Raw genomic sequence first — 25,432 nt, 5'->3', positions numbered from 1 at the left:
TTTGAGTATATAACAAATTTATAAAAAAATGTTAAAATACTTACTATAAAAACTTTTTATCATACATTTTATCTGTTTGAAATTTTAAAGAATACTTATTCTTATGGACATTTAAGCAATTATTACTCAATATTTTATAGTTTTCATTAGACAGTTTATCAATTTTAAAGAATAACTTTTTTAAATCTTCTAAGTTATTAGAAGTACAACAAAAACCTATTTTATTATTGTTTATGATTTTAGTAGCTTCTCCTTCACCAAAAAATAGAATTGGTATTCCCAATTGCATTAATTCAAAAATTTTAGAGGGTACTGCTCCATAAATTTTATTTTTTAAGGGTACAAAACCAATATCATATTTTAAAATTTCTTGTTTTATTTCGGTATTTTTTTTTGCTCCATGAAAAAAAATATTTCTATTCTTTTCATTTGCTATTTTTTTTATTTCATCTTCCTCTAAACCTGCTCCATAAATATGAAATTCTATATTTAAATCTTTAAAATTAACTTGTTTACAAATTTCTAAAATGCCTTGTGCATAACCTAATAACCCAGCATACACTATTTTTAAAGTTTTTACGGATTTAGTTTTTTGAGGGTATTTTTTGTATTTTGGAACATTTCTATACACCAAAGTATCTTTACTAACAATGGTTTTAATATGTGATACAATTTCATTGGATTGCCCCATAATTTTATCCGCTAATTGATAGTTGAATCTTTCTATTTTTTCTAAAAATCGATAAAAAACTCCTTTTTTTATCACTTTTAATTCTAGTGCAGACAATGGCCAAATATCAGAAACATTTAAAATGTTTTTACAAAAAAGAATTTTACTTAATAACAAAGCAGAAAGTGCTACTAATAATGGAGGTGACTGTATGATAATTACATTTGGTTTTTTTTTTATCAATGAGAATATAGAAAACCATAGTGAAAACGCAAAAGAAAGCATACTAAACAGTCTTATAATTGAATTTTTTGATTTTGATGGAAAAATCCAATATCTGCGTACGCTAATATTATTTATATTTTCTTTCTTATAAAATTTACCTCTATATTTTTTAAAAATTTTACCTTCTGGATAATTGGGTAAAGGACAAATAACTTGAACATTATTACCAATATTATTTAATGAGGCTGCCAAATTTTGAATTCTATTTGCAGCTGCACCCATTTCTGGAGGATAATAGTTAGAAATAATGACAATGTTTTTTTTCAAATTAAATTGTGTTTAAAAATGAGAGAAATTATCTTAAAAGAGAGGTAAATTGCTTTAATTTTCCGCTTTTAGAGCGTTTTAAAGTGTTTAGCTTTACAAATTTAATGTGCAAATTAGGTTCTAAATATTTTTTTAAAGCTTCTTTTATTTCAAATTCTTCCTCTTTCTCTAACTGCTTATCTGCAACATATTCAATTACAAAAGCATCTACTTGTTGTTGAATAACTTTAATCTCTTTTATATTTCCTGAATCTTCCATTACAGACTTTGTAATATAATAAAAAGTAAGTCCAGGTGCCGTTTTTCCACTAGGAAGTTTTATAATATCCTCACTCCTACCTTCTAATTTTTCTAAAATTACTTTTTTAGAATTCACCCTTTTTAACGCTCCTTTATCTCCTATTTTGTATCTTATAAATGGATGTGCTTTGTTGTATAATGAGGTTATTACAATATCGCCAACTTCACCATCATTTATAACTTTATTGTTTTCTATAATTTCTACAAAAATACTTTCTGTGTTTAAAATCCACTCTCCTGATGCATCTTCAAATGCAATTAAATCTAGTTCTGAAGCTCCATATTCATTGATAATTTTTACCCCAAAACCTTTCTTTAAAATTTCTTTATCTGTTTCAAATAACATTTCAGAAGTTACAACACAAGCTGATAATGTTGGACATATTTTGTTTAAAACAATATTGTTTTTTATTAGAAATTTTGCAAAAAACACCAAAACAGATGTATAGCCATTAAGATAAACGAACTTTGTACTTTCAAATTTTTTAAGCCATTTTTTTAAAGCTAAATCTGACAAATCAAAAACATCAAAACGATATCTATTCGAAAAAAAATCTTTTAATAGTTCTTTTTTTCTACTATTACCAGATTTAGGTAACCCATAAAACCTTGCCTGTTTTTTGCCATATAAATTGTGCCAATTGAACCTGTTTTCTATAATAGCCCAAGTTAAGGCATGTGTAAATTTATCTTTTGCAAAATAAAATGGGTTTCCTGTAGAACCTGAAGTTTTGTTTTTAAATATATTATTAAGGGTATATGAAGGACTTAATCTTTCTTTTAGTGGGATTTGTAAATCTTTTTTTTCTAAGATTGGTAAATTATGCCATTCTAAGTTATTATTTTTTAGAAGGCTTTTGTAAAATATATTGTTTTTAATGTGATAGTCAACAATTTCTTTTTTCTTTATTGTTACATATTTTTCAAATTCTTTTTCTGTTAATTGTTGAATTGCAACCAACTCAGACTTTGCCTTTTTTATTGGGTAATTATTTATTTTTAAAGAGAAATCTAATATGTTCATCTTTTTACTTTAAAATTGACTTCCATTTGTTTTTCACTTTACTCCAATCATACATTTCAACTTTTTCTCTAGCTTTTAAGGCTAATTTAAAATTATTATCCTTTATAATAGCAATAATAGCATTGTACATCTGAATTTCATCATCAGCTTCTACTAAAATCCCATCAACTTTATCTTCAATTAAAAAAGGAATTCCACCAACATTTGTGCTCACAACAGGTAACCCAAGAGCCATAGCTTCTACAACACTTACAGGTGTATTGTCTATATTTGATGTATTTAAAAAAATGTCAAAATCTTCGGATTTTTTATGCCAATCTTCTTTAGAAAGTACATTTGTAAATTCTACAGAATCTTTTAAATTATTTTTTTCGATAAATTCTTTGCAGTCATTATAAGTTTTGTCTATAAAAGGACCAACCATGCACAAACTCGCTTCAGAATATTCTTTTTTTAAATAAAACAACGCTTTTAAAGCTAAAATAGGATTGTAAATTTCTTTAAAAGCTCTTACCCAAAGTAATTTTGGTGTTAGTGTTTTTCTTTCTTTAAATTTATAATCATATATATCTATTGCATTTGGTATAAAAAAAGTTTTATAACTTTCTTTTTCAAAAACTGATTTTAAATAATTAGAAGGAGCAACATTTACAAGTGAGTTTCTAAATATCAACTTAGAAAAAAAAGGATTGTTTTTAAGTCTTATTGGTAGATTTCCACCATGTAAAATTGGAATATATTTTAACTTACAAAACCTACATATTTGAGAAACCAATAAAGCATAATAAAAATTAATAGTACTATATGTGTCAATAAGTACAACGTCTGTTTTTTTTCTGTATTTAATAGTTGTTCCAATCATATCTAAAAGTCTTAATACTTTATTAGATTTACCTGAACTTACTTTAATTTCGAAATTTTCTTGACTTAGCTTTTTAACTAAATTATTTAAAGCTGTTGGGTATTTTGTTGTTTTGCTTAAATTGTTTCCTATGTATAGAATTTTATTCATCCTCTATATTTTTTAAAAACTTGGCATTTTCAAAATTTTCAATATCTTCAATTCTTATTAGTGATAATCCGTAGATAAAACCTGGCAAAGCAATTCTCATTGCAGAATGATTAATTGTTAAAAACCAAATTGAATAAAAAGAAATGATAAAAGCTTTTTGTAAGAGATTACCTCTAAAAAAGTTAAAAAGCGGAACTGTTAATAACAACAATAGTAGTAAAAGACCTATAAAACCATGCTCTTCTAGTAAACGTCCAACTTCATTATGAGATGCACCTGTAACGTGTTCTATACTTTTTAAACGCTCGTATTTACCATTACCAACACCAATTCCTATTGGGTTTCTTAAAAAACTACCTACTTGAGTTTCTAAAATATCTAACCTACCTGTAGTGATATCTTTTTGAACACCAACTGCATTTTTTCCTTGGTATCTATTATTTAACATCCCTTTAGTTACATTTGAGGTGTATAACCAAATTGAAACGATAAAAAAACTAGCCGTAAATAGATACTTAAAAATAACATTAAACGAAATTTTCTTGTAAAGGATATAAAAAAAAGAAAATAAAATTAAAGTTATAAATGAGGCTATTATACCACCTCTAGAAAACGTTAATAATCCTCTAAAAGAAAAATAGATCAAAAAGATAGAATCTAAAATAAGAAAACCTGTTAGTTTGTACTTTAAAAGGATAAAAACTGTTAAAATAAACATTCCTAAACCAATTGCAGTAGCCACTTGGTTAGGTCCAAAACCACCTGATGTTGCAAAATTTGCTTCACCACCAAATACAATTTCTTCTAAATCAGGAGTTCTAAAATACAAATAAATTATCATTGAAAATAAAGGCAAAAGCATAAAGAACAATGCGTTTAACAAAATTTTTAATGTAATAGGTCTTTGGTAAAAGTAAATGGCAGAGATACCTAAAACTATGGGGCCACTTAAGTTAAATAATACATTCTTTCTTAAAGACTCTCCTTCTGGTACTTGTGTAAAAACAATACCAACAAGTAGTAAAAATAAATATATTAAATATTGAATAGATAAAACTTGCTTGAACCTTCCTAAAAGCATCCCTAAAAGTAAAAAGAGTATGGCTGCATATTTTCCTGTTTCATAAAGTACAAAACCACCTGTCATTCTAATAAAAACCTCTGCTCCAATAATGTATGCAGCCCAAAAGAATGCTTCTTCATTTTCATTTTTTGTAGAGTAAATAAAATATAATGGTAAGGTTACACTTACAAGACCCAATATACTTGGAAAAATAGGTAAAGTTCCTAAAAAACCAAATACAAGGAATATAAGTATTGTAATAAGCTTATTATTTAAAATTTTATCTTGCAAAAATTTATTTTTTATAAATATCTGTTACTTTTTTTAAAAAACTATTTTTAGAATAATCTTTTAAAATGATGCTGTTGTTTTTTTCAGCAAAAACATTTCTCATTTTTCTAGAATTTGCTAATAAATTTAATTTTTCTGCAAATTCTAAATAGTTTTCGGGTTCTATTACGAAGCCTGATACATTATTTATGACAACTCTAGAGCACTCTCCAACATTGGTAACTACAACTGGTAAATTTGCCAAACCATACTCTAATAAAGAAACAGGCAAACCTTCTGATTTAGATGACAAAACCCCTATTGTAGCTTGTTTTAAAATAGAAGCAATATCTAAACAAGAGCCATACACAAAAATATGGTTTTGCATTTCTTTTGTGGTAATTAAATCTTTTATTTTTTGATAATAATTTTTATCATTAAAACCACCTACTAAATGCAATGACCAACCCGAATTATTTTTTGAAAAATTTTCAAAAGCTTTTATTAAAGTAAAATGATCTTTTTGAGGTCTAAAAGCTGCTAGATGTACAATTCTTTTTTCTTCTTCTCCTTGTAATATTGTAGATGCTTTTGTAACAACAAAATCTGGAAAATTATTAATAAAATACACCTCATTACAAAGCAGTTTTTCTTCAGCCCATCTTTTAAGATCAGAGTTAACACTAATAATAGCCTTAAAAAAATAAGAAATATACTTTAAAGGAAATAATTTCCTATGATTCAATTTTTGGGTAATTCCAAAATGGTCATGCCAAATTATTTTTACTTTTGGTGATAAACATTTTATTAAAAAAGCTAAAAAAAAAGAAGTACTATGTGCATGAATAATTGTAATATTATGACTGTTGATGTATTTATTTAAAGAAAAAATAGATTTCATATTTAAATTATTTTTCTTGTTCAAAAATAAATAACCTACATCTTTATTAATATTTGCCTTTAATTTACCTTCTTTTCTTGTAGTACATAAATGAGAATTTATCTTATTTTCTGATAAAAGATTAGCTGTATTTACAGCCAAAACCTCTGCTCCACCAGTATTTAAACTATCTATAATTTGAATTACACCTAGTTTTTTCATCAAATTAAAAGTTTTTTTACCTCTAGTTCAAATTTATCTAATGTAAATTGATGAGACCATTGTTGTGCTGTTGCTACTTTGTTTTGATAAGACTCTGCGTCTTCCAAACAACTTTCAATAATAATAGTAAGTTCTTTATCAGTAACATTATCATCAACTAAAATGCCTCTATTACCAGTATCTAGCATATAAGGTACACAAGAAACTTTAGACGAAATTGGCAAACATTTCCAAAACATAGCTTCTGCAACTACTTTTGGCCAGCCTTCAGATTTAGAAATAAAGATTAAAAAGTGAGCACTCATAAATGCCTCTTTTACGATTTCTTTAGGCTGGTTGCCATGTAAAATTACTATATCATTTAAATTGTTTTTCTTTACATAAGCTGCTACTTTGTTAAATTCTTCTCCTTGTCCAAACATATCTAATTGAACATTATAACCTTTTAAATTTAGTTTTTTTATAGTTTTAACGCTTAAAAGTGGTTGTTTTCCTTTAGAAAAAGCCCCAACATAAGTAAATTTAATTGTCTTAGATAATGGTTTATTAGCAATTTCTTGTATTTCTTCTTTTTGATATGAAGCTGTAAAAAAAGGTACAATATTTTTTGATTGATTTTCCCAATCTCCATAAACCAAAACTTTACAATTATTAGTTAAAAATGTATTTGACAAAATTCTTTTTTGAATTCGATAACTTAAAGGTTGTTTACTTTTAGGATCCCAATTACCAGCATATTTTACTGTTTTAGGTTTAAAAGGAAATAATATTTGCACAAAACAACCTAGTAAACCTATATTTCCTGGGCATCTTAAATGAATCTGGTCTGCCCAAAACATTGCTTTAAAAATTTTTAAAATTATAAGAGGAATTTTAAAAATTGATTTTAAAATTTCAAAAAAACTTAAAATATTAAAACTAGGAATTACTGAATATAAAATATTAGAATGACTGTATTTTGCCTCAATTTTAGTGACATCTTTGTTTGAAAAAGGTGCTACAATTTTTACATCATCAACATATTTTATCCATAGATTCATTTCTCTTACATAAGGTTCGTAAGCATAAACTTTACTATCATTTTTTTTATGAAGTGCATGTGTAATAATAGCAAATTTCATAATTATTTTAATTTAAAATACTCATCTAAAAGTTCAGCATTTTTTCGTTCTCTACCATCTTTTTTAAAAATCATTACCAATCCTTTTGCCAAAACTGTAGATTTTAAAGATTTAGAACTGTATAATAAATCGATATATTTTAACAATCCAAATAAAATTCTTGATACGAAAAGCATCAACATTCTTAAATATCTATTTGAAAATAATTCAATTAAAAAGGATGAATTTGCATTGGCTATTGTTGCTGCTTTTCCTTCAGGAGCTTCGTAAGTAACTAATTCAAATTTTGGAAATAAGCTTCTTAAACCTGTAAATGTAAATCTAAAAAAATCATAAGGAGGACTATGATATTGAAAATTAAAAGGTACTTCTATTAAAGCTTCTCCACCATTTTTTAAAACTCTTTCAAGTTCATTCGCAACAACCCAAGGTTTAAAAGTATGCTCTAAAACCTGTGATGCTATAACTAAATCAAAAGTGGCATCTTTAAAAGGAATTTCATGTGCATCAAAAACTAAATCTGGTTTAAATAAAAGGTGTACATCTGAATTAATTACTAAAGAATCTTTAAAAACTGATGCATAAAATTCAACTTTATCTCCAGAACCAATTACTAAAATATTCTTGTTTATATATTTCTTACTTAGTTCCAAAAAACGTTTTTTTTGCGTAAAATCTTTAGATAAAGAAGGCAAAACATTTTTTCTAAAATAGTTTTTTAAATTATTTTTTCTGTAAGATGAATTTTGTGTAGTAGGAAATGAATTTAAAATATCTTTTACTGAAAAAATACTGTTTTCTTCATTAATTAAAATTGGAATATTATTATCAATAATAATTTTTGTTGCATTTACAAATTTGATTTCATTATCATTAATTTCTTTAACACCAACTCCAGACATGGGACAGATTAAGTTTTCTTTAAAAAAAGCTTTTTTCATTCGTCTTAATTATTTTTTGAAGATAATATAATTGATTTATAAAATTTGATATTCTTATCTACAATTTCTTCAGAATCGAATCTTTTTAAAATTTCTTTTCTTGCATTATTTCCTAATATCTCTCTAAAATCTTTGTTTGATAAAAATTTTAAAATGGCTTCTGCAATTTCATCTGCATTATAAGGGTTAACTAGTAACGCTGTTTTATTATTCGTTGCTAATTCTCTTGCTGGTCCAACATCTCCTAAAATTAAAGGTTTGCCCATGCATAAAGCTTCTAACCAAGTCAATCCAAAAGATTCCATATAAGAAGGATACACGCATACTGTTGCATCTTGCATCATTTCTGGAATTTTATTATTAGGTATTTGTCCTAAAAAATTGATATTTGGTAAATCTTCTTCTTTTATACTATTTTTTAGATACGCTGTAAAAGATTTTCCATCTTCTAACCAATCACTACCTACTAAATCTAATTTGATATTTGGGTATTGTTTTTTTACTTTTGGTATGGCATTAATTAGCTCTTCAACTCCTTTTTTTTTGCAAATAGTACCTACAAAAAGTAATGAGTTATTATCAGTTTCATTTAATTTAGGTTTAAATTTTTCTGTATCTATAAAATTGTAGATTGTACTATAATTAAATTTGTAATTGAGGTATTTTTTAGTTTTTTCTCCTACATAATTACTAACAGCAATAAAAGCATCAGCTTTTTTAAATGATTTTTTTTCTTGGTAAGCTTTCCAAAGAGAAAGGTTTTTATTCAATTCTTTACTAAAAAAATGATGCCCTCCATGAAGCCTAATTATTTTAGTATAGTTAGTAAGTTTAGGAAAAAAAGAAAAGCCTAATTCACTCCCTTCAATAATATCAATTCTATTCTTTTTATTGATTTCGTTTATTTTTTTTAACAAAAATTTGGTGTGTTGATAAAATTTGCCAAGTTTCCATTTAGATTTAGGCAGTCTATAAATGTTTATACCATTTTCTATAGATTTTTCGTAATTATATGAGTTATTAATACCTACAACAGATACACATATATTTTTTTCTACAAGTTTATTAGCTAAAAATTGGACAAAAGTGCCAATACCTCCTCCATTTAAATTTGGTTTTGGGTACAAACTTGTTAAAAAAACTATATGCATTCTAAGATTGTTTTTTTTAGTTTTTCAGAGTTTTTATTAAGAGGATGAAGCACTATTTTATGAAGCCATTTTTTTCTGTCTTTACCTGTTTTTTCTGGGTTTTTTATTGCACTAAGTATTTTTTCTGCAATTTCATTTTTACTATTTATCCAACCTACAGCTTCAAGATTTTTCATACTTCTAAAATGTTCAAACTCAAAAACATCTTCAACTTTAAGTAATGTTCTTTTAACAGGGTTGTATTTTAAGTATAAACAAGGTGTATCTAAAACAGCAGCATCATGAGCTACTGTACTAGCTAGGTTTATAACTACGTCAGAATGCTTAATTGTATTTGCCAATAATACATTATCATTAAAAGTTGGGTAGATGGAAGTAAAAGTATCATCGTTTTCTATTTCTGTTTTCCAATCTGGTTTAATAGAAAAAACAAGATTTTTGTAATCTTCTAAAACTTTATCAAATCTATTAGATTTATCTACAGGACATTTTCTAAATATAATTTGTGGTCTACTTTCTTCGTCTATTTTTTGAACTTCTTCGCAAATATCTTTTAAATAGTCAGCCTCATGAGGTGATAATAAGTCATTACCTGAGAAACAGATTGTTTTTTTGTTTTCATCTAAACCAAATCTACTAAAAAAGTCTTTTTTAGCTAAATAGTTATTTTTATCAAAATAAAATTCAAACTGTGGGGTTCCTGTAATAAATACTTGTGATGATGAAATCTCAGTATGCAATTTTAATAATTGACTTTTCATTAATTCTGACCAAACATAATAATAATTATAACGAGATATTAATCTTCCTTTTGGTATATTATCCCAAGAAAAAATTACAGTTGCTGTTTTAATGTTTAATTTTTTTGCAGCTGCTATTATTGGAGATGCTATTGGTGTTCTTTGATGTAAGTTTAAAACAAAATCTGGTTTAATTTTTAAAAGTTTCTTTCTATTTAACTCTGTACTTTTATGCTTTAAAATTTTATTATCATAAATTTTATCAAACTTTCTTATTGCTTTGTATGATTTTGATAAAAAAAAGCCAAAAGATTCTGCCAAAAAATACAAAATTTTTTTTCTAATCCCTTTTTTACTTGGAGTCCAAAAATTTAGTATTGTGTTATTATTTAATTTTTTTTTGTTTCTTACTATTCTAGCATAAGCTAAAGACTCTCTTAAAATTCTTATTTTAGGACTCTCTATAAAATATGGTATTTCAGCAAAATGCTGAATTTCAGGTTTAATAGTTTGTATCTCTTTAATGGCTGAGTTCGATAATTTATGATATATAATAATCTTATTATTATCATTTATTAAATTAGTAACAAAACTAGAAAATAAGTAATTTCTTACTCCAACACCATCAGGTAGTATAATTAAAATTTTCATAATTAAAATTAAATACTTCCAACTCTACCATGATCTGAATAAGACCTATGCACTATAATTTTTTTATCTAAGGGTTCTTCTGATAAAAATGTTATATCACAAAAGTAATTTTCTTCTATTGGATCTAGTTTCCAAGGAACTACGTTTTTAAAATCTAAAGTCCAATTATTTTTTTCTAAATCTTTTATTTTCAAATCGTTCCATGAAGTAATATAATCCATCCATAAAAAACCTAATTTCCAAACTTTTTGTTCTGTTAAATTAACATTTTCAATATCTGTTAGCCTTAAACCACCTGATTTAGATTGAGCTACACCTATTGAATTTTCAATTTTAACTCCATTAATTGATGGTTGGTTAAAATAATGACCTTCTTTATATGAGATAGAAGTTATATCTATATCTATTTGTTTGCAAACGTTTGCAGTTGATATTTCTTTAATATTAGGATTGATTTTAACATACCTTACCAAATCATAATACCTAACCCAACCCATATTTCTATACAGGCCTAAACCTGCCTCATTTGCAGCTGTAGCAGCCAGAGGGTAATATGCTCTTGCTAAACTATATAATTCTCTTAAAATTCCTTTTCCTCTGTAATCTACATCTAAATAAACATTAATTATCCAAGCAAGGTTACCACCAAAATTTGCTCCTACGTGACCAACAACATCATTTTTATCATTTAAACAAATAAAAGCTCTTCCTTGATTGATATTCCCATACTGCCAAATCCAAAAATCTTTATTCTGTAAAGGATGATTATTTCTATAAATTCTTTTATAGAATTTTAACAATGACTCCCAATCCTGTATATTAGCTTCTCTAATTTCCATAGCTTTTTCCTCCAATAACTTCATTACAATCAAATCTTTTTAATAATAATAAATCTTCTTCATATATATTTATTCCTCTATTTGTTGTAAACCCAAATTTATGAAAAGTTTCTCTAGAAACCTTCAAAGCTTCATTTGAATAATTACCATAAGGATATGAGATTGTATTAATACAAGTCTTTGTTAATGTTTCTAAAAATTTTTTAGACATATCAATCTCAAATAATAAATTTTCTTTATCTAAATTACCAATATATTTATGACTATATGTATGGTTACCAATCATATTTTTTTTTGATAATTCTATTATTTCATCTTCACTCATATATAAATCTTCTAACACTTCTTCCTCATTAAAATATTTATTAAATAAATTATCTATAATCTCTTCTTTATTTTTTTTTGGTAACAAATAGTTTAATAAAAACTTAAATTCTGCATAAAACTTCGTATCAAATCTATAAATTTTATAACATTTTTCTTTGTCTTTTTTTGTAAAAGTATAATTTAAATCTTTTTTTAATATCTCTATAAATAACTTAGGCTCAATAATTGATCTTAATAGATGAATTTTGTGCGTTAAGCTAACCTTCTTATCCAAGAAATTTATTGCATTTAAAAAAAAGTAACCTTCAATATTTAGCTCTTCCATAATTGGATAAGCATTAGTAAATTGCTCTTTTAAACCATCGTCAAAAGTTATTAAAAAAAAATTGTCTTTAGATGTAATAATATCTTTATGTTGATTGTTAAAATCTGAAATACTTACAAAATCTCCTTGAGTTTTTAATAGTTTTAATTGTTTTTTAAATTCATAATTAGTCATCCCAAAAATACTTGGATACTTAGTTTTAAAGGCTTTTCTAATGTAATGATAATTAACTATTGTTAACATTATAAGTTATTTTTTAAATCTTCTTTTGAGTCTATATCTAAACTTTTTTCTTCTGTCATTTCAAAAGGAATCGTATTATCTGTGATGAGTTTCTTAGTTTTTAAGAAATCTTGGGTTTTTATGATATAAATTGCTCCATTAGCTCTATATGCTTTTGGAAAACCTTGTCTTGGCATAAAAGGGAGATTATTGTCTATTAAACCTTCTAAAAAACCACCTTTGTTGATTATAAACGATTTGAATGGATGATGGTTAACATTACAAACACTAATTAAAGAATCTGCTTTTGATGTTTTCATTAAACTAAATGCTGCGTTAATATCTTCAAAATTTCTTAAAGGTGATGTTGGTTGTAACAAAATTAAATAATCATATTTTTCTTTTATGTTTTCCAAAGCGTGGATTAAAACAGGTTCTGTTCTTGAGTTAGATAATGCTAAATCTATAGGTCTTTTTAAACAAATAACTTCTTTATTTTTACCTGCTTCTTGTAATATTTCATCATCATCAGAAGACACAACAACATTTGTTATAAATTTAGATTTTATTGCTGCTTCTATAGACCACTGTATAAGTGACTTACCTCTAAAATTAACTAAATTTTTTCTTGGAATTCCTTCTGAACCACCTCTTGCAGGAATTATAGCGATTACTTTCATTCTTTATTTTTAATTTTAAAAATAGTCTTTAAACATCTTCTACCAAGCTGTCCACCCACCATCAATCACAAGATTATGTCCAATCATGTGAGAACTAGCATCTGAAGCAAGATAAACAATTCCGCCTCTTAATTCATTTTTATTACTCATTCTACCAATTGGATTTAAATTATTAAAACGTTCAAGAAATAATTTATCATGCCCATCAAAGATTCCTCCAGGTGTTAAAGAGTTTACACGAACACCTTTTTCTGCTAACCAAGTTGCTACATATTTAGTTAAAGCTACAACTCCATGTTTACTAACTGTATATGCAACTGGTTGCACAATACCAGTTCCTGGATACATTTTATGATTTGGACTAACAACTCCGTACAGAGATGCAATATTAATTATAGATCCTTTTGCTTGTTTTAACATTTGATTTCCAACTGTTTGACAGCCAAGAAAAGTTCCTGTTAAATTTACATTCATGATAGCATTCCAATCATTTAAAGAAAAATTCTCGAACGTTTTTTCATAAGCAGATGTTTTTGTGCTATTTGTATAGCCTGCATTGTTTACCAAAATATCTATACGTCCTTCTTTATCAACAATTTTAGAAACTACTTCTAACCAATTTTCTTTATTGGTAACATCTAATTTTATAGGATAAATTGCATCATATTCTATTTTTGCTGCTTTTTCTTTACATTTTTCTTCATTAATATCTGCCAAATAAACCTTTGCTCCATGAGAGGCTAAAGCTATTGCATGTTCAGAACCTAATAAACCTGCACCACCAGTTACTAAAGCAATTTTACCTGTTAAATCAAATAACTTATTATCCATTTTCTCTTATTAAAAATTCTACTAATTTAAAATCTAATTCTGTATCTATATCTATAGCTAATTCTCTGGGAATTGGATGAATTTTACAAGTTGCATTAGACCAATGATTGTATTTGAATAAAGCCTCTCTTTTAATTACATAAACTGCTGGAGTTAAACTATACACGTTTGGAGCTTCTTGCCTGTTTTTTATGGGTTTTTCAGATTTTTTTACAATTACAGCTGTTCCATCTTCTTTTTCTTCCATCATATTAAAATATGGATTTCTTTCTGGCTCATAGCCTGTTATCACTACATCTACATCTGTTTCTTTTGATAATTTGATACAGTTATCTATATGTTCTGGTAATCTTCTTGGTACAGTAACATCTAAATCTACTAAATGTGTTATTTTTAAATTATTTTTTTCTTCATATTGTAAAACTAAATCTCTAAAAACTTCCCATTTTGATGCATTATCTGTTGCTAATTCAGCTTTTCTTTTATAAAGCTTTTCGTTTTCAAGATATTTGTTTGATAAGTCTAAAATCAAATCACTATCAGAAGAAATAATAATATCTTCTAACAGTTGAGCAGATTTTGCACAATTTATAGTATAACTTAAAAGTGGCTTTCCTAATAAATCTCTATAATTTTTTCCTTTAACTCCTTTAGAGCCTCCTCTCATGCAAATACTTGCAACTATCATATTTTAGTAAATTTATTATTTTTATTCGATTTTTTTGCACTTTTTACCATTTTCAAAGATTTCAGAGCTTCTTTTATCGTTGATAATCTTTCATCTCGGTTATCAATATTAGAATTTAAAAAGGTTTTCATAATACTAATAAACCTGTCATTCCTTTCTATATGTTCATATTTGAATGCTTCCCAAAATGGTTTTTGATGCGTTAACCAAGTAACTTTACTTTTTTTATAGTCCCAAAAAATAGTTCCATTCTCACCAACTATTTTACAAGTTCTTGAGAGTTCTTTTTGAAGATAATCTAAAGATATCGATCCAAATACACCACTTTTAGTTTCAACAATATTTAGTGAAACATCTTCAGTTTCTATTTCTAAATTGCTGATTTTTTTATTTTTACCAAATATATTTTTGATAGGTCCTAAAAGCCAATTTACATAATCAAACTCGTGAATCAAATCTAACATCACTCCACCACCCAAAGCTCTTTTAGCACTCATTCCTTCTCTGTAGTCTTCATTTGGTCTCCAATCTGGAAGGTATTGTCCAACTTCAACCTGAAAAGAACAAACTTTACCTATTGTGTTTTTTTCTAATAATTCTTTCACCTTTAATAAACCTAAATCAAAATGCAAATCGTAACCAACTGTTATATTTAAATTCTTTTTTTTGGTGATTTCTTTAATTTTTTTGGCTTCTTTATAAGAATGAGAAATTGGTTTTTCTAAATAAATATTTGGTATTTGATATTTTGATATTTCTGAAAAATCTTTAAAATGATTTGCAGTTGGTGTTGCAATAATTGCAGTATTAAAAACTTCTTTTTTACAAGCTTCTTTAATTGATTTATAGACTTTTAAATAAGGAAACTCCTCTAGAACAGTTGCTTGTCTTCTAACCAAAGAGATATCTTTATATCCTAAAGATAGAATATTTTTTAAATGTCTTTGACCAATAGACCCCAAACCAATAATGAGTATTTTTTTAGACAAATTTAAGTTTTAAATATCTTGAAATTGTTTTTGGCAATTTACCTCCCAAATATTTTGAGAATTTAACAAATGTAAGAAAAGCTCGTTGCTATTTCCTTCTCCAAATTCAGAAATATCAATTTTATCTAATTCTAGTTTTTCACTTTTATGTATTGCTGATAAAATTTCTGATTTGTTATTCGAAACATTTAGAATAGAATTACCATTAGAACGATTCTTTTGTCTAGAACCAATATCAATGGTTAAAACTTGATAAAATGGCGCTTCTCTAACACCTGCACTAGAATTACCAATAATAAAATTAGCTTCTTGTAAGAGTTTTAAAAAATATTCGAATCTTAAGGAAGGAAATATTCTAAATTTTGGATTATTTTCTAATCTTTTGTACTCATTTAATATTTCTTCTGTACCTAAATCGTTATTAGGAAAAATAACAACGTAGTTTTTATTTGATGCTAGCAAAGCATCAACAAAAATAGTACTATGCTCTTTTATTTTTTTATATTCCGTAGTAACAGGATGATACATTGCAATTGCATATTCATTAAAATCGATGTTATAATTTTCTTTAACTTGCTGTAAACTTGGCAAATTAACAGGATTCATCAAATCTAAATCTGGAGAACCAATTACATAAATAGAGCTTTCTAATTCTCCCATTTGAATGAGTCTTTTTTTAGCTTCGTCATTAGAAACTAAATGTAAATGAGATAATTTACTTACAGAATGTCTTATCAACTCATCTATAGTACCAGAAATTTCACCACCTTCTATGTGCGCTACCAAGATATTATTCAAACTACCAACTATTGCTCCAGCAAGTGCTTCTACTCTATCTCCATGCACGACAATTAAATCTGGTTTTTGGTCTGCGATATATTCAGAAAAACCTTCTATTGTTTTTGCTAAAGTTCTATCCATAAACTCTGCACCTACATGATTTTGAAAAGTAGCAATGTTTTTGAATCCGCTTTTATATATTTCGTTAACAGTTAAGCCATATTTTGCATCTAAGTGCATTCCTGTAGCAAAAATTTGAACATCAAAATTAGGGGAATCTTGAGTAATTTTTATTAAGGATTTTAGTTTTCCAAAATCTGCACGTGTACCCGTTAAGAAAACTATTTTTTTTTGTTTACTCAATGTTAGACCAATTTATGTGTGTGTCATTATTAATATTTACTGTGGCTCTTTTTCCTAAAATAGAATTAAAGTCTTCAGCTAAAATATCACCTGTTCCAGGTCTTTTTACCCAAATATTCTCTTTGGTAAAAACATCTCCCTTATTTATAGGTTTAATGGTTACAACAGTTGCAAAAGCAAAATCTATCGTTACTTGTTCTTCTTTGGCTGGTTCTTTTGTGCCACCTCGCATTTGCCAAATTAAATTACTACCTTCTATCAATTCTTTACAATCATTCTCATCCATAGAACAAACAATATCTGGCCCTGTTCTTTGTTTATGGTCTGTAAAATGACGTTCTAAAATAGATGCTCCTAAAGCAACAGCTCCCAAACACGCGTGGTTTGTTAGTGTATGATCTGACAAACCAAAAACATTCTTTGGAAATGCTTCAGACAATTCTTGCATTGCTCCAAAACGTACTAAATGTGGTGGAGTAGGATATAAATTTGTGGTATGCAACAGTGCTAATGGAACATTTGATTTTTCGAAAATTTCTACAGCTTTAGCAACACTTTTAATAGTGTTCATTCCTGTACTTAAAATTACAGGTTTACCAAAAGATGCAATGTGCTCTAATAACGGATAATTATTACATTCTCCAGAGCCTATTTTATAAGCAGGAACATTCATTTTCTCTAATCTTAGAGAAGCTGCTCTAGAAAAAGGAGTTGATATAAAAATCATTCCTTTGCTTTCTACATAGTTCTTTAAAGCTATTTCATCTTTTTCGTTTAATGCACAACGTTTCATAATTTCGTAAATAGAAACCTCTGCATTACCAGGTATTACTTTTTTTGCAGCTCCACTCATTTCATCTTCTACAATATGTGTTTGATGCTTTACACATTCTGCTCCTGCTCTATGTGCTGCATCTACCATTTCTTTTGCAACTTTTAATGAACCTTCGTGATTTATGCCAATTTCTGCAATTACAAAAGGTGGATAATCTCTACCTATTTTTCTTCCTTGTATTTCTAAAAAATTATGCATTTTATTTATTCTTTTATGATTATTCTTTAAAGCTAACTTCCTCTAAAATTATATTCATTTTTTTATTCCAGGTATCTGATGAATAGATATTAATCGGAAATGGAACATTCTTTTTTTGTTCTTCAAGATAAGCAATAATAGCATTTATCCATTGTTTTTTGTCGAAAGGATTTTCTATTAACTTTCCATATTTTCCATATTGAAGCACTTCTGGAACTCCTCCTATTTTTGATGCAATACAGTAATTACCACAATATTTGGCTTCTATTAAAGACATACCAAAGCCCTCTTGCCAAAGAGTTGGAAAAAGATATACATCAGAAATTTGATAATATTTTACCAGATCATTGTTAGGAATTCTACCTAAATTAATTATTCCTTCATTTTCAAACTTTCTGGAAGAACCTATAACTAATAAAACTATTTCAGAACCGTATTTACTATAAACATCATCCCAAATATCTAAAATAAAATCTAAACCTTTTTTTGGTCTGTCTTGAGAACACCAAACAAAAATATGCTGATTATAAATATTTAGTTGTTTTTTTTGAATCGATTTTTCTTTATTTGAAATAGCATAAAATTTATTCGTATCAATACCATTATGTAAAACCATACTATTTTTTGGTAATGTGTTGTAATATTTTTTATATAACTTGTAAGAGTCATTTGTAAGAAAAACCATTGTATCTATTGCAGAAAAAAAATCTTTACTCTTTTCTTTTGATATTGAGGTTTCAAAACCGTGATAAAAATAAATAATTTTACAATTTTTCCTAACATTTTCATAGAGTAAAAATTCATGAAGTGGTTCTATAATTCCTGTATTATCAACTATTTTTATTATATATTTTTGTTCTTTTCTTATTTTATTTTTTAAAGCTTTAAAGACCTCATCCCATTTTGTTCTTAGTTTACATTTAATAAGAATTTTATTTAAAAATGTATTTTCTTTATTGTAAAAACCGTAGTTAATATTGGTATATCTTTTGCTTGTTTTTGGACAAATTATAACATCTATCTTATTATAATTGCTTGTAACATAATTATTATACATAGTTGGCCAACTCCCAATTTTAGGATATGGCAATTCTACTTGAGAAATTAAAATAACATTTTTGTTATTATTCATTAAACTGAGTATTCCTTAGAGTTTTTTAATCCAAACCTTTTAAAAACAAACGTTCTAATTGATTCCTTTTTTAAAAGTTTAAGATATATTTTACCAAGAAAGGTTTCCAATTTTCGCATTGGTTTTCTAGTAAAATTTATATGATTACCATTAGATGTTTCTTTTTTTAATTTTTCGAATTCTTCATACATCCAAGATTCTGTTACGTTGCCCATGTGAAATGCAAAATTTTGCTTTGTAGCCAATCTCAAAAAACCTAGTGTTTCATTAGGTATATCAATAAAATTACTTTCTATATCACCATCTATTTTTATAAATGCTGGACAGTATGTTCCTTTGTCAAATACACTTCTATGCATTGTTGCAACAAAATGACCACAGCCCATTACTGCTTTTTTATTATTTTTTTTATTTTCTAAAACTAAATAATTTTCTAAATGATGCCTTTTATACAATAGTTCTTTATTACCTAGGCTAATATCAAACTTATGCATAGCTTCAGGATCTAAAACTTTTTCAAAAGCAAGTTTACCTTTAAAAATGCTATAAAACCAATTGTTTGCTGTAAACCCTGTTAATGCTTTGCTAGAAGGTACAGGGCTTACCATACCAGATTCTGGAAAACTTTGCAAAATATTTTCTGTTGCATTTTGCCATCTGTTTTTAAATAAAACATCTGCATCTGTAATTGTTATAACTGGCTCTAAATTGCCTTTTGATGCTGCTAAGATTGCATTTATTTTACCAACATTTATTTTAGAATGAAAAACTTGATCTATAATTTCGGATGTCTCATATTGTTTATCAATATATTCTTTTACATCTATATGAGAATTATTATTATAAATTGTTATTCTTGTTTTACTATGTACAGAAAGCAATAAAGATTCTAAACATAATTTGAAGACATTTAAAGCATCTTTAAAATAATCATTAAAATGAGGTATATATACAGGAATAATAATTCTGTGATAATTTTCTATTTTTAAATCCCTATTTAATTTTTCAGGATTACTACCTTTTCTCATAAAAATCTATCTATTTTAAAAACCATCTTCTAAGGTAACTAAATTTCTAACATTTTTTTTCATTTTAGTTATATCTGGACACCTCATTAATACATATCTCTCTTTCAAAGCATAAGGTATTTTTAAATTTAAAAGAGTCGTTTTTTGGGACTTTTAATATATCTCCTGTTAAAATATTATCAAAAACTATAATTAGATTTGATGCTTCTTTTACAAGTTCCTTAACTAAATAACTTTCTACACTTCCTGCTGCTCCCGTTACTAAAATTTTTGGCATTTTAATAATGATTTAAAATGAATTTACCCTTTACAAATTCATTATTTTATTGTATTCTGAAAAAATTTTAGAGAGGGAATAATTTAATCTATATTTATCTCTCAAAGATATACAAATCTTATTTTTATCATCAATTGTTAAAGATTTTATTTTAGAAATTTGTTTATTTAATGTTGTCTCTTTTGTAATATCAAACCAAAAATTATTTTTTGTTGATAGTAACCTTTCCTCCATTGCTCCAACTCTAGTAGATATAATAATCTTACCAGCAGCCATAGCCTCAATACCAACCAAAGGACCAGCTTCTTCTAAAGAAGGGATAATTAATACATCTATTTTACTAAAAAACTCATGAATATGATTACTTTTAATCTTACCCCAAAAAATACAATTTTTATTATTATCTATTTTTTTTAACAAAGAATTTTCTTCTTTTCCTGATCCTGCTATGTACAGCGTTTCTTTGTTTTTAATAAATAAATCTACTAGAGGAATAATGCCTTTCTCTTTATCAAATCTTCCTAAAAACCCAAAATTTATTTTATTTATTGTATTTTTTATAGGTAGTTCTAATAATTTATTCTCATTTAAAGTACATTGATCTATTATTACAAAAGGAGCATTTAGCCTTTTATCTAAAATAGTTGCATTTTTTTTAGAGTGATGAATAAATAAATCGACATCATCCAAAAACCTATAAGATTCTATATCAATTTCTTTCAGAGTTCCAGTTGTTCTAAAATAAATTTTTTTATTGTAATTTTTAGCAATCTTTATAATTTTTTTGATATGATTTGATGATAACTGTGCACAAATAAAAACCGCATCTTGTTTTTTTATTAATGTTTCTAAAACATGAATATATTTTTTATTTAAACCTATTTTTTTTGAATATGCATTATTAATATAAGCAGAATTTCTTTTTTTTCCTTTATTGTAAAACTTAGATAAAATACTAATTATTTTAAAGAAGAAGTTTTTTTTATAAATGATTGAATCTAAAGATACTGCCTTACAGTTTAAATGAGTTAATGCTTGAGAATTTTTAGTAATATAAGTTGTAGAAACTAATTTTACTTTGTGATTATTAGACAATGATCTGGCAATTAAATTGGCTTCAATCTCTCTACCACCAAAATCGCCTATAGGACCAATAATTAGTATTTTTTTCATTAATTAGCCTCTTTTTTAAAGTTTAAAACAGACAAAACCTTTAAAATTAATGTTGCTACTTTTCTTAAAAACTTATTGTTTTCTATGTTTTTAATATATTTTATTCTTTTAGATGGATTTTTTATTTGTTGAAATAAAAAACTATCAATAGAACTATTAAATACAACCTTAAAATACTTTTTTAATACTAAATCTTTTTCTTTCTCTACTATAGATAGCTCTTTAGAAGAAATACCATTAGCATCGAAATGAGTTATTAAAACATCAATTTGCTTGTAACTTGCTCCATTCAAACCAATTGTTTTTAAAAAAAACTCCCAATCAGAAATTATTTTTAAGTTCTCATTGTAAAAACCATAAATACTAAATAGTTCCTTTCTAATAAATGTTGATGGATGTAATATTGTGCTCCTTAACAAATGACTTAATGATACTAATTTTGGGTTTCTTTTTTCAACTATTTTAGAGTTTTGTTCAAATTGAATATGGCCTCCTAAAAAATCGATATTTGTATTTAAAAAAGGGGTAACCTTACTTAAAACATTACTATCAACTAAAAAATCTCCAGAATTTAAAAACAAAACATATTTGCCTTTTGCTTTTTTAATTCCCTTATTCATTGCATTGTATATACCTGAATCATCTTCACTAATCCAATTTAAATTTTCTTTGTCATAAGATTTAATAATTTCTACGCTTTTATCTGTAGAATTTCCATCAATAATAACATATTCAAAATCTCTAAAAGTTTGATTTGAAACACTACACATGGTCTTTTTAAGCCCAATAGCATTGTTAAAATTTATGGTAATTATTGATAAAATCATTTTAGCTGTAATATTCTTTTATAATACTGCATACATATTTAATGTCTTGTTTATTGTGACATAAAGAAACTGGTAAACTCAATGTTTTTTTATGAATACTCTCAGAAACAGGATACTCTTCATCTATAAATAAGTAGCTATACGCTTCTTGTAGATTTGGGGGTATTGGGTAATGTATTTCTGTAGAAATTCCTTTCTTTAAAAGAAATTCTTTTAAATTATTTCTTTCTGAGACAAGAATATTAAAAATATGCCAAACATCTTGTTTACCGAAATTCAAGGGTAATTTAATTTGATGTATGGTTGACAACTCTTCAAAATAAATTTTTACTAAACTTTTTTTATGTGCAATAATATTTTTGTAATCTTTAAGTTTTATGTTTAAAAAACAAGCTTGAATCTCATCTAATCTTGAATTCCAACCAATATACTTATTATGATATTTTTTTTCACTTCCATAATTTCTTAATGCTTTTAGTTTGTTAAAAACTGAAAGGCTATTACAAATAATTGCGCCTGCATCTCCAATAGCACCAATATTTTTTGTTGGATAAAAACTAAAGGCTCCAATATCTCCAAAAGTACCAGCAAACTTACCATCAATTTCTGCAAAATGACTTTGAGCACAATCTTCTATAATTCTTAATTTTTTTTCTTTTGCAAATTTTACAATATCGTTCATCGGACTTAGTTTTCCATATAAATGAACTGGCAGAATAGCTACACAATCTTTTGTGTATTTTTTTTTGATTCCTTCTAAATCTAAGTTATAAGTGTCTTTATTAGGCTCTACAAGAACAGGAGTTAAATCTGCTCTTAAAATTGCTAATATTGATGCTATATATGTATTTGAAGGCACAAGTACTTTAGCTTTGTCCGGAAAATTAAAAACTTTTAAACCTAAAATTAGTGCGTCTAAACCAGATGCTACACCAATACAATATTTTGCCTTATTTAATCTTGCAAATTCTTTTTCGAAAGTTACCACTTCTTTTCCTAAAATATACCAACCACTATCTATAATTCTATTAGCATTTTCTTTTAAAGCCAAAAGATATTTTTGGTTTGCTTTTTTAAGATTTTCGTAAGGAACTTTAATATGGCTCATAAATATAGTCTTTAGGATCAAAAAATTCTGAAGCTAATACTAAAAGAATTGCGTCTTTAGAAAATTTATGCATCCAATGAAAATCTTCTGGATAAAGAATTAAACAATTATTAGGGCTATCTAATAAATACTCGCTTTTATCTCTACCATTGTCATTTGTAATAACACAACTTCCAGAAATACAAATAGCAGCTTGTATTGTTTTTTTATGCCTATGCAAACCTCTTGTAGAATTATCTACACCATAAATGTAAAACAATCTTTTAATATTAAAAGGAATATTCTTTTCTATCACAGTCAAACTCCCTCTTGAATCCGAAAATGTATTTAATTTAATTAATTTTGGCATATAAGAATGATAAAACTTTTTTTAAAGTTGGATTCAGTTTTGTAACATCAATATAGATAATTTTAGTATTACTAAACTTAAAAAATAATGTTTTTTGGTTTTTAAATAAACTTTTTATTGAAGATGAAATATTTTCTCTCAAATTATTGTTTAACTCGTAACCTAATTTTTTTAATATCTTTTGATTTTCTGTCCAGTAATTGGCATAAATATGTTTAATTCCTTTCTGATAATTTGCTGAGTAAATAAAAAAACCATTAGATGCCCATCTTTTTCTTAAAAGTTTAAAGTGATGAAAATGATAGAAAATAATCCGTTTATCATTAGACAAATAATCTCCATCTTTATTTTTAACAATTTTATAATTGTTTAGATTCCAAGGAGCAATACCACTAACACAATCATCTAAAACTTTAATATCTGAATTGTATAAATTACACCAGTTATCTAAATATTTTTGGTCTGCATACCTTTTATTATCTTTATCTAAATAATCAAAACACCAATCTATACACTGATTCTTCCATTTTGTAAGACAGCTTAAACCTACTGAGTCATTTTTAAAAATTTGAAAACTAACATTATATCTACCAAAAGATTCTAAATGTTTAATTTCTTTTGAAAATTTATGTGGTGTTATAATTATAGAATAGTTTTCTAAATATTTAAATATATTGGTTGGTGAGGAATAAAATTTTATATCGGCATCTAAAGTACAGATATGTGTAAGCTTATATTTTTTTAATAAATATAATGGAATACAGGGACTAAGCGTAAAATAATATTCTATAATAGATCTATTTTTTTTAGCTTCTAATAATTTACTATCACCTTCTTCTACATCATTAAGAGTAATTGTAATTACGTTTTTAAAATCGTTTTTATATTTTGTAAAATACTGTTTTGTATAATCGTCTATACAAACTACATAAATTGTAAAATCTTCTAAATATCTTTCCAAAGATTTTATTAAAATAATTCCTTTAGATAAATAATTTTTATCAAAAAAAGTGGCGAAATTTAATTGCATTATCCTTTTTTACATTCAATAAATAGAGAATCTGGTTTTCTTATTTGATTGTCAGTTCCGTCTAAATTAAATTCTTTCCAGTTTGGTATATAGCTACCGAAAGCATTTTTAACTTCAATTTTAATACCACCATGTTGTTTTAATAACTTTGTTAAAGAGTACCTATCATACATCCATTGGTGAATTTCTCCTTTTAGTCTGAAAGAGCCTAAAACTAAATGCTTTTGATTAATATTTAAAGCTTTTAACAATTTATTTAAAAGATAATACTTAATTTTTCTACCTAAAGGTTTCTTTTTCTTTTTTTGTATAGAAGAAATTTGGTTAGCATTGGTTTGAATCAATTTTCTTCTTAGGTCTCTTCCCTCTTCACCAATTCTTTCGTAAATAAAATTTTCATTTATTATTTTTTTTTGAGAAAGTACTCTTATCATATTACCTCCATTGCTATGTCTTGCAATTTGATCTATCATTTCAATTTTCATCCATTCATAATTTGCTTCTATTAGCTTATTATCTGGATTATCAATTCCTTGTTCTAAAAAATAAATATATTTTCTTGCTATCTCCTCTAAATTTGGAATCGCAATTCTTAAAACCCCTCCTTTTTTTAATACTCTAAAACATTCTTTTATAAAAACTTCTCCATCTTCTTTAGAGAAATGCTCTAAAACATGAGAATGATAAACTACATCAAAAGTATCTGCATTAAAGGGTATACCTTGTAATAAATTATGTTCTATAACTTTTGGATCATTAGATGAAAAATCTATATTTATCCATTCTTTTTTGTCAACATAATGAGAACCACAGCCTAAATTTAAATATTTCATT

Annotated in this window: 26 protein-coding genes; all 26 read right to left on the bottom strand. The window is 26.2% G+C overall.

What is annotated here, in order from left to right; translation table 11 throughout:
- Positions 1 to 43 precede the first annotated feature (43 nt).
- The 26 genes from ACY2RW_RS12740 to ACY2RW_RS12615 all read right to left on the bottom strand — a co-directional run bounded on the left by ACY2RW_RS12740 (position 44) and on the right by ACY2RW_RS12615 (position 25,431).
- A complete protein-coding gene (locus ACY2RW_RS12740) occupies positions 44 to 1,222 on the bottom strand; it encodes a glycosyltransferase family 4 protein (protein ID WP_490123106.1) in 1,179 nt (392 codons plus the stop codon).
- A 28-nt stretch (positions 1,223 to 1,250) separates the two neighbouring features.
- Positions 1,251 to 2,546, bottom strand: a complete 1,296-nt coding sequence (locus ACY2RW_RS12735) for a phenylacetate--CoA ligase family protein (protein ID WP_490123105.1) — start codon at positions 2,544 to 2,546, stop codon at positions 1,251 to 1,253.
- Positions 2,547 to 2,550: 4 nt separating this feature from the next.
- Positions 2,551 to 3,558, bottom strand: a complete 1,008-nt coding sequence (locus tag ACY2RW_RS12730) for a glycosyltransferase family 4 protein (protein ID WP_490123104.1) — start codon at positions 3,556 to 3,558, stop codon at positions 2,551 to 2,553.
- A complete protein-coding gene (locus tag ACY2RW_RS12725; protein ID WP_490123103.1) occupies positions 3,551 to 4,912 on the bottom strand; it encodes an O-antigen ligase family protein in 1,362 nt (453 codons plus the stop codon). Before ACY2RW_RS12725 ends, ACY2RW_RS12730 begins: the two co-directional genes overlap by 8 nt.
- Before the next feature lie 4 nt (positions 4,913 to 4,916).
- A complete protein-coding gene (locus ACY2RW_RS12720) occupies positions 4,917 to 5,993 on the bottom strand; it encodes a glycosyltransferase (RefSeq protein ID WP_490123102.1) in 1,077 nt (358 codons plus the stop codon).
- Complete coding sequence (locus tag ACY2RW_RS12715) at positions 5,993 to 7,114, bottom strand: glycosyltransferase (RefSeq protein WP_490123101.1); 1,122 nt, start codon at positions 7,112 to 7,114, stop codon at positions 5,993 to 5,995. The genes ACY2RW_RS12720 and ACY2RW_RS12715 overlap by 1 nt, the downstream gene beginning before the upstream one ends.
- Positions 7,115 to 7,116: 2 nt before the next feature.
- Complete coding sequence (locus ACY2RW_RS12710; RefSeq protein WP_490123100.1) at positions 7,117 to 8,055, bottom strand: class I SAM-dependent methyltransferase; 939 nt, start codon at positions 8,053 to 8,055, stop codon at positions 7,117 to 7,119.
- A gap of 5 nt (positions 8,056 to 8,060) precedes the next feature.
- Positions 8,061 to 9,206, bottom strand: coding sequence for a glycosyltransferase family 4 protein (locus tag ACY2RW_RS12705; RefSeq protein WP_490123099.1), 1,146 nt, complete (start codon positions 9,204 to 9,206; stop codon positions 8,061 to 8,063).
- On the bottom strand, positions 9,197 to 10,597 hold the full coding sequence (locus ACY2RW_RS12700) for a hypothetical protein (RefSeq protein ID WP_490123098.1): 1,401 nt from the start codon (positions 10,595 to 10,597) through the stop codon (positions 9,197 to 9,199). Before ACY2RW_RS12700 ends, ACY2RW_RS12705 begins: the two co-directional genes overlap by 10 nt.
- Positions 10,598 to 10,605: 8 nt before the next feature.
- Complete coding sequence (locus ACY2RW_RS12695; protein WP_490123097.1) at positions 10,606 to 11,460, bottom strand: GNAT family N-acetyltransferase; 855 nt, start codon at positions 11,458 to 11,460, stop codon at positions 10,606 to 10,608.
- Positions 11,426 to 12,331, bottom strand: coding sequence for a polysaccharide deacetylase family protein (locus tag ACY2RW_RS12690; RefSeq protein WP_490123096.1), 906 nt, complete (start codon positions 12,329 to 12,331; stop codon positions 11,426 to 11,428). The genes ACY2RW_RS12695 and ACY2RW_RS12690 overlap by 35 nt, the downstream gene beginning before the upstream one ends.
- Positions 12,331 to 12,990, bottom strand: coding sequence for an acylneuraminate cytidylyltransferase family protein (locus ACY2RW_RS12685; protein ID WP_490123095.1), 660 nt, complete (start codon positions 12,988 to 12,990; stop codon positions 12,331 to 12,333). The genes ACY2RW_RS12690 and ACY2RW_RS12685 overlap by 1 nt, the downstream gene beginning before the upstream one ends.
- A gap of 39 nt (positions 12,991 to 13,029) precedes the next feature.
- Positions 13,030 to 13,821, bottom strand: a complete 792-nt coding sequence (locus ACY2RW_RS12680) for an SDR family oxidoreductase (protein WP_490123094.1) — start codon at positions 13,819 to 13,821, stop codon at positions 13,030 to 13,032.
- On the bottom strand, positions 13,814 to 14,509 hold the full coding sequence (locus ACY2RW_RS12675) for an acylneuraminate cytidylyltransferase family protein (RefSeq protein WP_490123093.1): 696 nt from the start codon (positions 14,507 to 14,509) through the stop codon (positions 13,814 to 13,816). Before ACY2RW_RS12675 ends, ACY2RW_RS12680 begins: the two co-directional genes overlap by 8 nt.
- On the bottom strand, positions 14,506 to 15,498 hold the full coding sequence (locus ACY2RW_RS12670) for a Gfo/Idh/MocA family protein (protein WP_490123092.1): 993 nt from the start codon (positions 15,496 to 15,498) through the stop codon (positions 14,506 to 14,508). The genes ACY2RW_RS12675 and ACY2RW_RS12670 overlap by 4 nt, the downstream gene beginning before the upstream one ends.
- Positions 15,499 to 15,507: 9 nt before the next feature.
- Positions 15,508 to 16,641, bottom strand: a complete 1,134-nt coding sequence (gene neuC, locus ACY2RW_RS12665; RefSeq protein ID WP_490123091.1) for a UDP-N-acetylglucosamine 2-epimerase — start codon at positions 16,639 to 16,641, stop codon at positions 15,508 to 15,510.
- On the bottom strand, positions 16,634 to 17,674 hold the full coding sequence (neuB, locus tag ACY2RW_RS12660; RefSeq protein ID WP_490123090.1) for an N-acetylneuraminate synthase: 1,041 nt from the start codon (positions 17,672 to 17,674) through the stop codon (positions 16,634 to 16,636). Before neuB ends, neuC begins: the two co-directional genes overlap by 8 nt.
- A 19-nt stretch (positions 17,675 to 17,693) precedes the next feature.
- The gene (locus tag ACY2RW_RS12655; RefSeq protein WP_490123089.1) at positions 17,694 to 18,806 is read right to left on the bottom strand and encodes a glycosyltransferase family 4 protein; all 1,113 of its coding nucleotides are present in this window, start codon (positions 18,804 to 18,806) and stop codon (positions 17,694 to 17,696) included.
- Positions 18,806 to 19,834, bottom strand: coding sequence for a glycosyltransferase family A protein (locus tag ACY2RW_RS12650; RefSeq protein WP_490123088.1), 1,029 nt, complete (start codon positions 19,832 to 19,834; stop codon positions 18,806 to 18,808). Before ACY2RW_RS12650 ends, ACY2RW_RS12655 begins: the two co-directional genes overlap by 1 nt.
- Before the next feature lie 64 nt (positions 19,835 to 19,898).
- The gene (locus ACY2RW_RS12645) at positions 19,899 to 20,111 is read right to left on the bottom strand and encodes a hypothetical protein (RefSeq protein ID WP_490123087.1); all 213 of its coding nucleotides are present in this window, start codon (positions 20,109 to 20,111) and stop codon (positions 19,899 to 19,901) included.
- A gap of 30 nt (positions 20,112 to 20,141) precedes the next feature.
- On the bottom strand, positions 20,142 to 21,284 hold the full coding sequence (locus tag ACY2RW_RS12640) for a glycosyltransferase family 4 protein (protein ID WP_490123086.1): 1,143 nt from the start codon (positions 21,282 to 21,284) through the stop codon (positions 20,142 to 20,144).
- Positions 21,284 to 22,111, bottom strand: a complete 828-nt coding sequence (locus ACY2RW_RS12635) for a glycosyltransferase family 2 protein (protein WP_490123085.1) — start codon at positions 22,109 to 22,111, stop codon at positions 21,284 to 21,286. The genes ACY2RW_RS12640 and ACY2RW_RS12635 overlap by 1 nt, the downstream gene beginning before the upstream one ends.
- A gap of 1 nt (position 22,112) precedes the next feature.
- Entirely contained in the window at positions 22,113 to 23,219 is a 1,107-nt protein-coding gene (locus ACY2RW_RS12630; RefSeq protein WP_490123084.1) for a DegT/DnrJ/EryC1/StrS family aminotransferase, read from the bottom strand.
- Complete coding sequence (locus tag ACY2RW_RS12625) at positions 23,206 to 23,568, bottom strand: sugar 3,4-ketoisomerase (RefSeq protein WP_490123083.1); 363 nt, start codon at positions 23,566 to 23,568, stop codon at positions 23,206 to 23,208. Before ACY2RW_RS12625 ends, ACY2RW_RS12630 begins: the two co-directional genes overlap by 14 nt.
- Complete coding sequence (locus tag ACY2RW_RS12620; RefSeq protein ID WP_490123082.1) at positions 23,552 to 24,598, bottom strand: hypothetical protein; 1,047 nt, start codon at positions 24,596 to 24,598, stop codon at positions 23,552 to 23,554. The genes ACY2RW_RS12625 and ACY2RW_RS12620 overlap by 17 nt, the downstream gene beginning before the upstream one ends.
- Positions 24,598 to 25,431 carry a class I SAM-dependent methyltransferase gene (locus ACY2RW_RS12615; protein WP_490123081.1) on the bottom strand — a complete coding sequence of 278 codons (834 nt, stop codon included), beginning with the start codon at positions 25,429 to 25,431 and terminating at the stop codon, positions 24,598 to 24,600. The genes ACY2RW_RS12620 and ACY2RW_RS12615 overlap by 1 nt, the downstream gene beginning before the upstream one ends.
- Position 25,432 lies beyond the last annotated feature (1 nt).

It is taken from the genome of Polaribacter sp. 2305UL8-11 (assembly GCF_058147165.1).
The sequence above is the reverse complement of the archived record's forward strand: the minus strand, read 5'-3'. Positions and strand labels throughout refer to the sequence as shown.

What these genes read in the sequence shown, in the direction of transcription:
- ACY2RW_RS12735 (WP_490123105.1), bottom strand. Translation starts at nt 2,546, where the DNA reads ATGAACATATTAGATTTCTCTTTAAAAATAAATAATTACCCAATAAAA.
- ACY2RW_RS12730 (WP_490123104.1), bottom strand. Translation starts at nt 3,558, where the DNA reads ATGAATAAAATTCTATACATAGGAAACAATTTAAGCAAAACAACAAAA.
- ACY2RW_RS12720 (WP_490123102.1), bottom strand. Translation starts at nt 5,993, where the DNA reads ATGAAAAAACTAGGTGTAATTCAAATTATAGATAGTTTAAATACTGGT.
- ACY2RW_RS12715 (WP_490123101.1), bottom strand. Translation starts at nt 7,114, where the DNA reads ATGAAATTTGCTATTATTACACATGCACTTCATAAAAAAAATGATAGT.
- ACY2RW_RS12710 (WP_490123100.1), bottom strand. Translation starts at nt 8,055, where the DNA reads ATGAAAAAAGCTTTTTTTAAAGAAAACTTAATCTGTCCCATGTCTGGA.
- ACY2RW_RS12705 (WP_490123099.1), bottom strand. Translation starts at nt 9,206, where the DNA reads ATGCATATAGTTTTTTTAACAAGTTTGTACCCAAAACCAAATTTAAAT.
- ACY2RW_RS12700 (WP_490123098.1), bottom strand. Translation starts at nt 10,597, where the DNA reads ATGAAAATTTTAATTATACTACCTGATGGTGTTGGAGTAAGAAATTAC.
- ACY2RW_RS12695 (WP_490123097.1), bottom strand. Translation starts at nt 11,460, where the DNA reads ATGAAGTTATTGGAGGAAAAAGCTATGGAAATTAGAGAAGCTAATATA.
- ACY2RW_RS12690 (WP_490123096.1), bottom strand. Translation starts at nt 12,331, where the DNA reads ATGTTAACAATAGTTAATTATCATTACATTAGAAAAGCCTTTAAAACT.
- ACY2RW_RS12685 (WP_490123095.1), bottom strand. Translation starts at nt 12,990, where the DNA reads ATGAAAGTAATCGCTATAATTCCTGCAAGAGGTGGTTCAGAAGGAATT.
- ACY2RW_RS12680 (WP_490123094.1), bottom strand. Translation starts at nt 13,821, where the DNA reads ATGGATAATAAGTTATTTGATTTAACAGGTAAAATTGCTTTAGTAACT.
- ACY2RW_RS12675 (WP_490123093.1), bottom strand. Translation starts at nt 14,509, where the DNA reads ATGATAGTTGCAAGTATTTGCATGAGAGGAGGCTCTAAAGGAGTTAAA.
- neuB (WP_490123090.1), bottom strand. Translation starts at nt 17,674, where the DNA reads ATGCATAATTTTTTAGAAATACAAGGAAGAAAAATAGGTAGAGATTAT.
- ACY2RW_RS12655 (WP_490123089.1), bottom strand. Translation starts at nt 18,806, where the DNA reads ATGAATAATAACAAAAATGTTATTTTAATTTCTCAAGTAGAATTGCCA.
- ACY2RW_RS12650 (WP_490123088.1), bottom strand. Translation starts at nt 19,834, where the DNA reads ATGAGAAAAGGTAGTAATCCTGAAAAATTAAATAGGGATTTAAAAATA.
- ACY2RW_RS12645 (WP_490123087.1), bottom strand. Translation starts at nt 20,111, where the DNA reads ATGCCAAAAATTTTAGTAACGGGAGCAGCAGGAAGTGTAGAAAGTTAT.
- ACY2RW_RS12640 (WP_490123086.1), bottom strand. Translation starts at nt 21,284, where the DNA reads ATGAAAAAAATACTAATTATTGGTCCTATAGGCGATTTTGGTGGTAGA.
- ACY2RW_RS12635 (WP_490123085.1), bottom strand. Translation starts at nt 22,111, where the DNA reads ATGATTTTATCAATAATTACCATAAATTTTAACAATGCTATTGGGCTT.
- ACY2RW_RS12630 (WP_490123084.1), bottom strand. Translation starts at nt 23,219, where the DNA reads ATGAGCCATATTAAAGTTCCTTACGAAAATCTTAAAAAAGCAAACCAA.
- ACY2RW_RS12625 (WP_490123083.1), bottom strand. Translation starts at nt 23,568, where the DNA reads ATGCCAAAATTAATTAAATTAAATACATTTTCGGATTCAAGAGGGAGT.
- ACY2RW_RS12620 (WP_490123082.1), bottom strand. Translation starts at nt 24,598, where the DNA reads ATGCAATTAAATTTCGCCACTTTTTTTGATAAAAATTATTTATCTAAA.
- ACY2RW_RS12615 (WP_490123081.1), bottom strand. Translation starts at nt 25,431, where the DNA reads ATGAAATATTTAAATTTAGGCTGTGGTTCTCATTATGTTGACAAAAAA.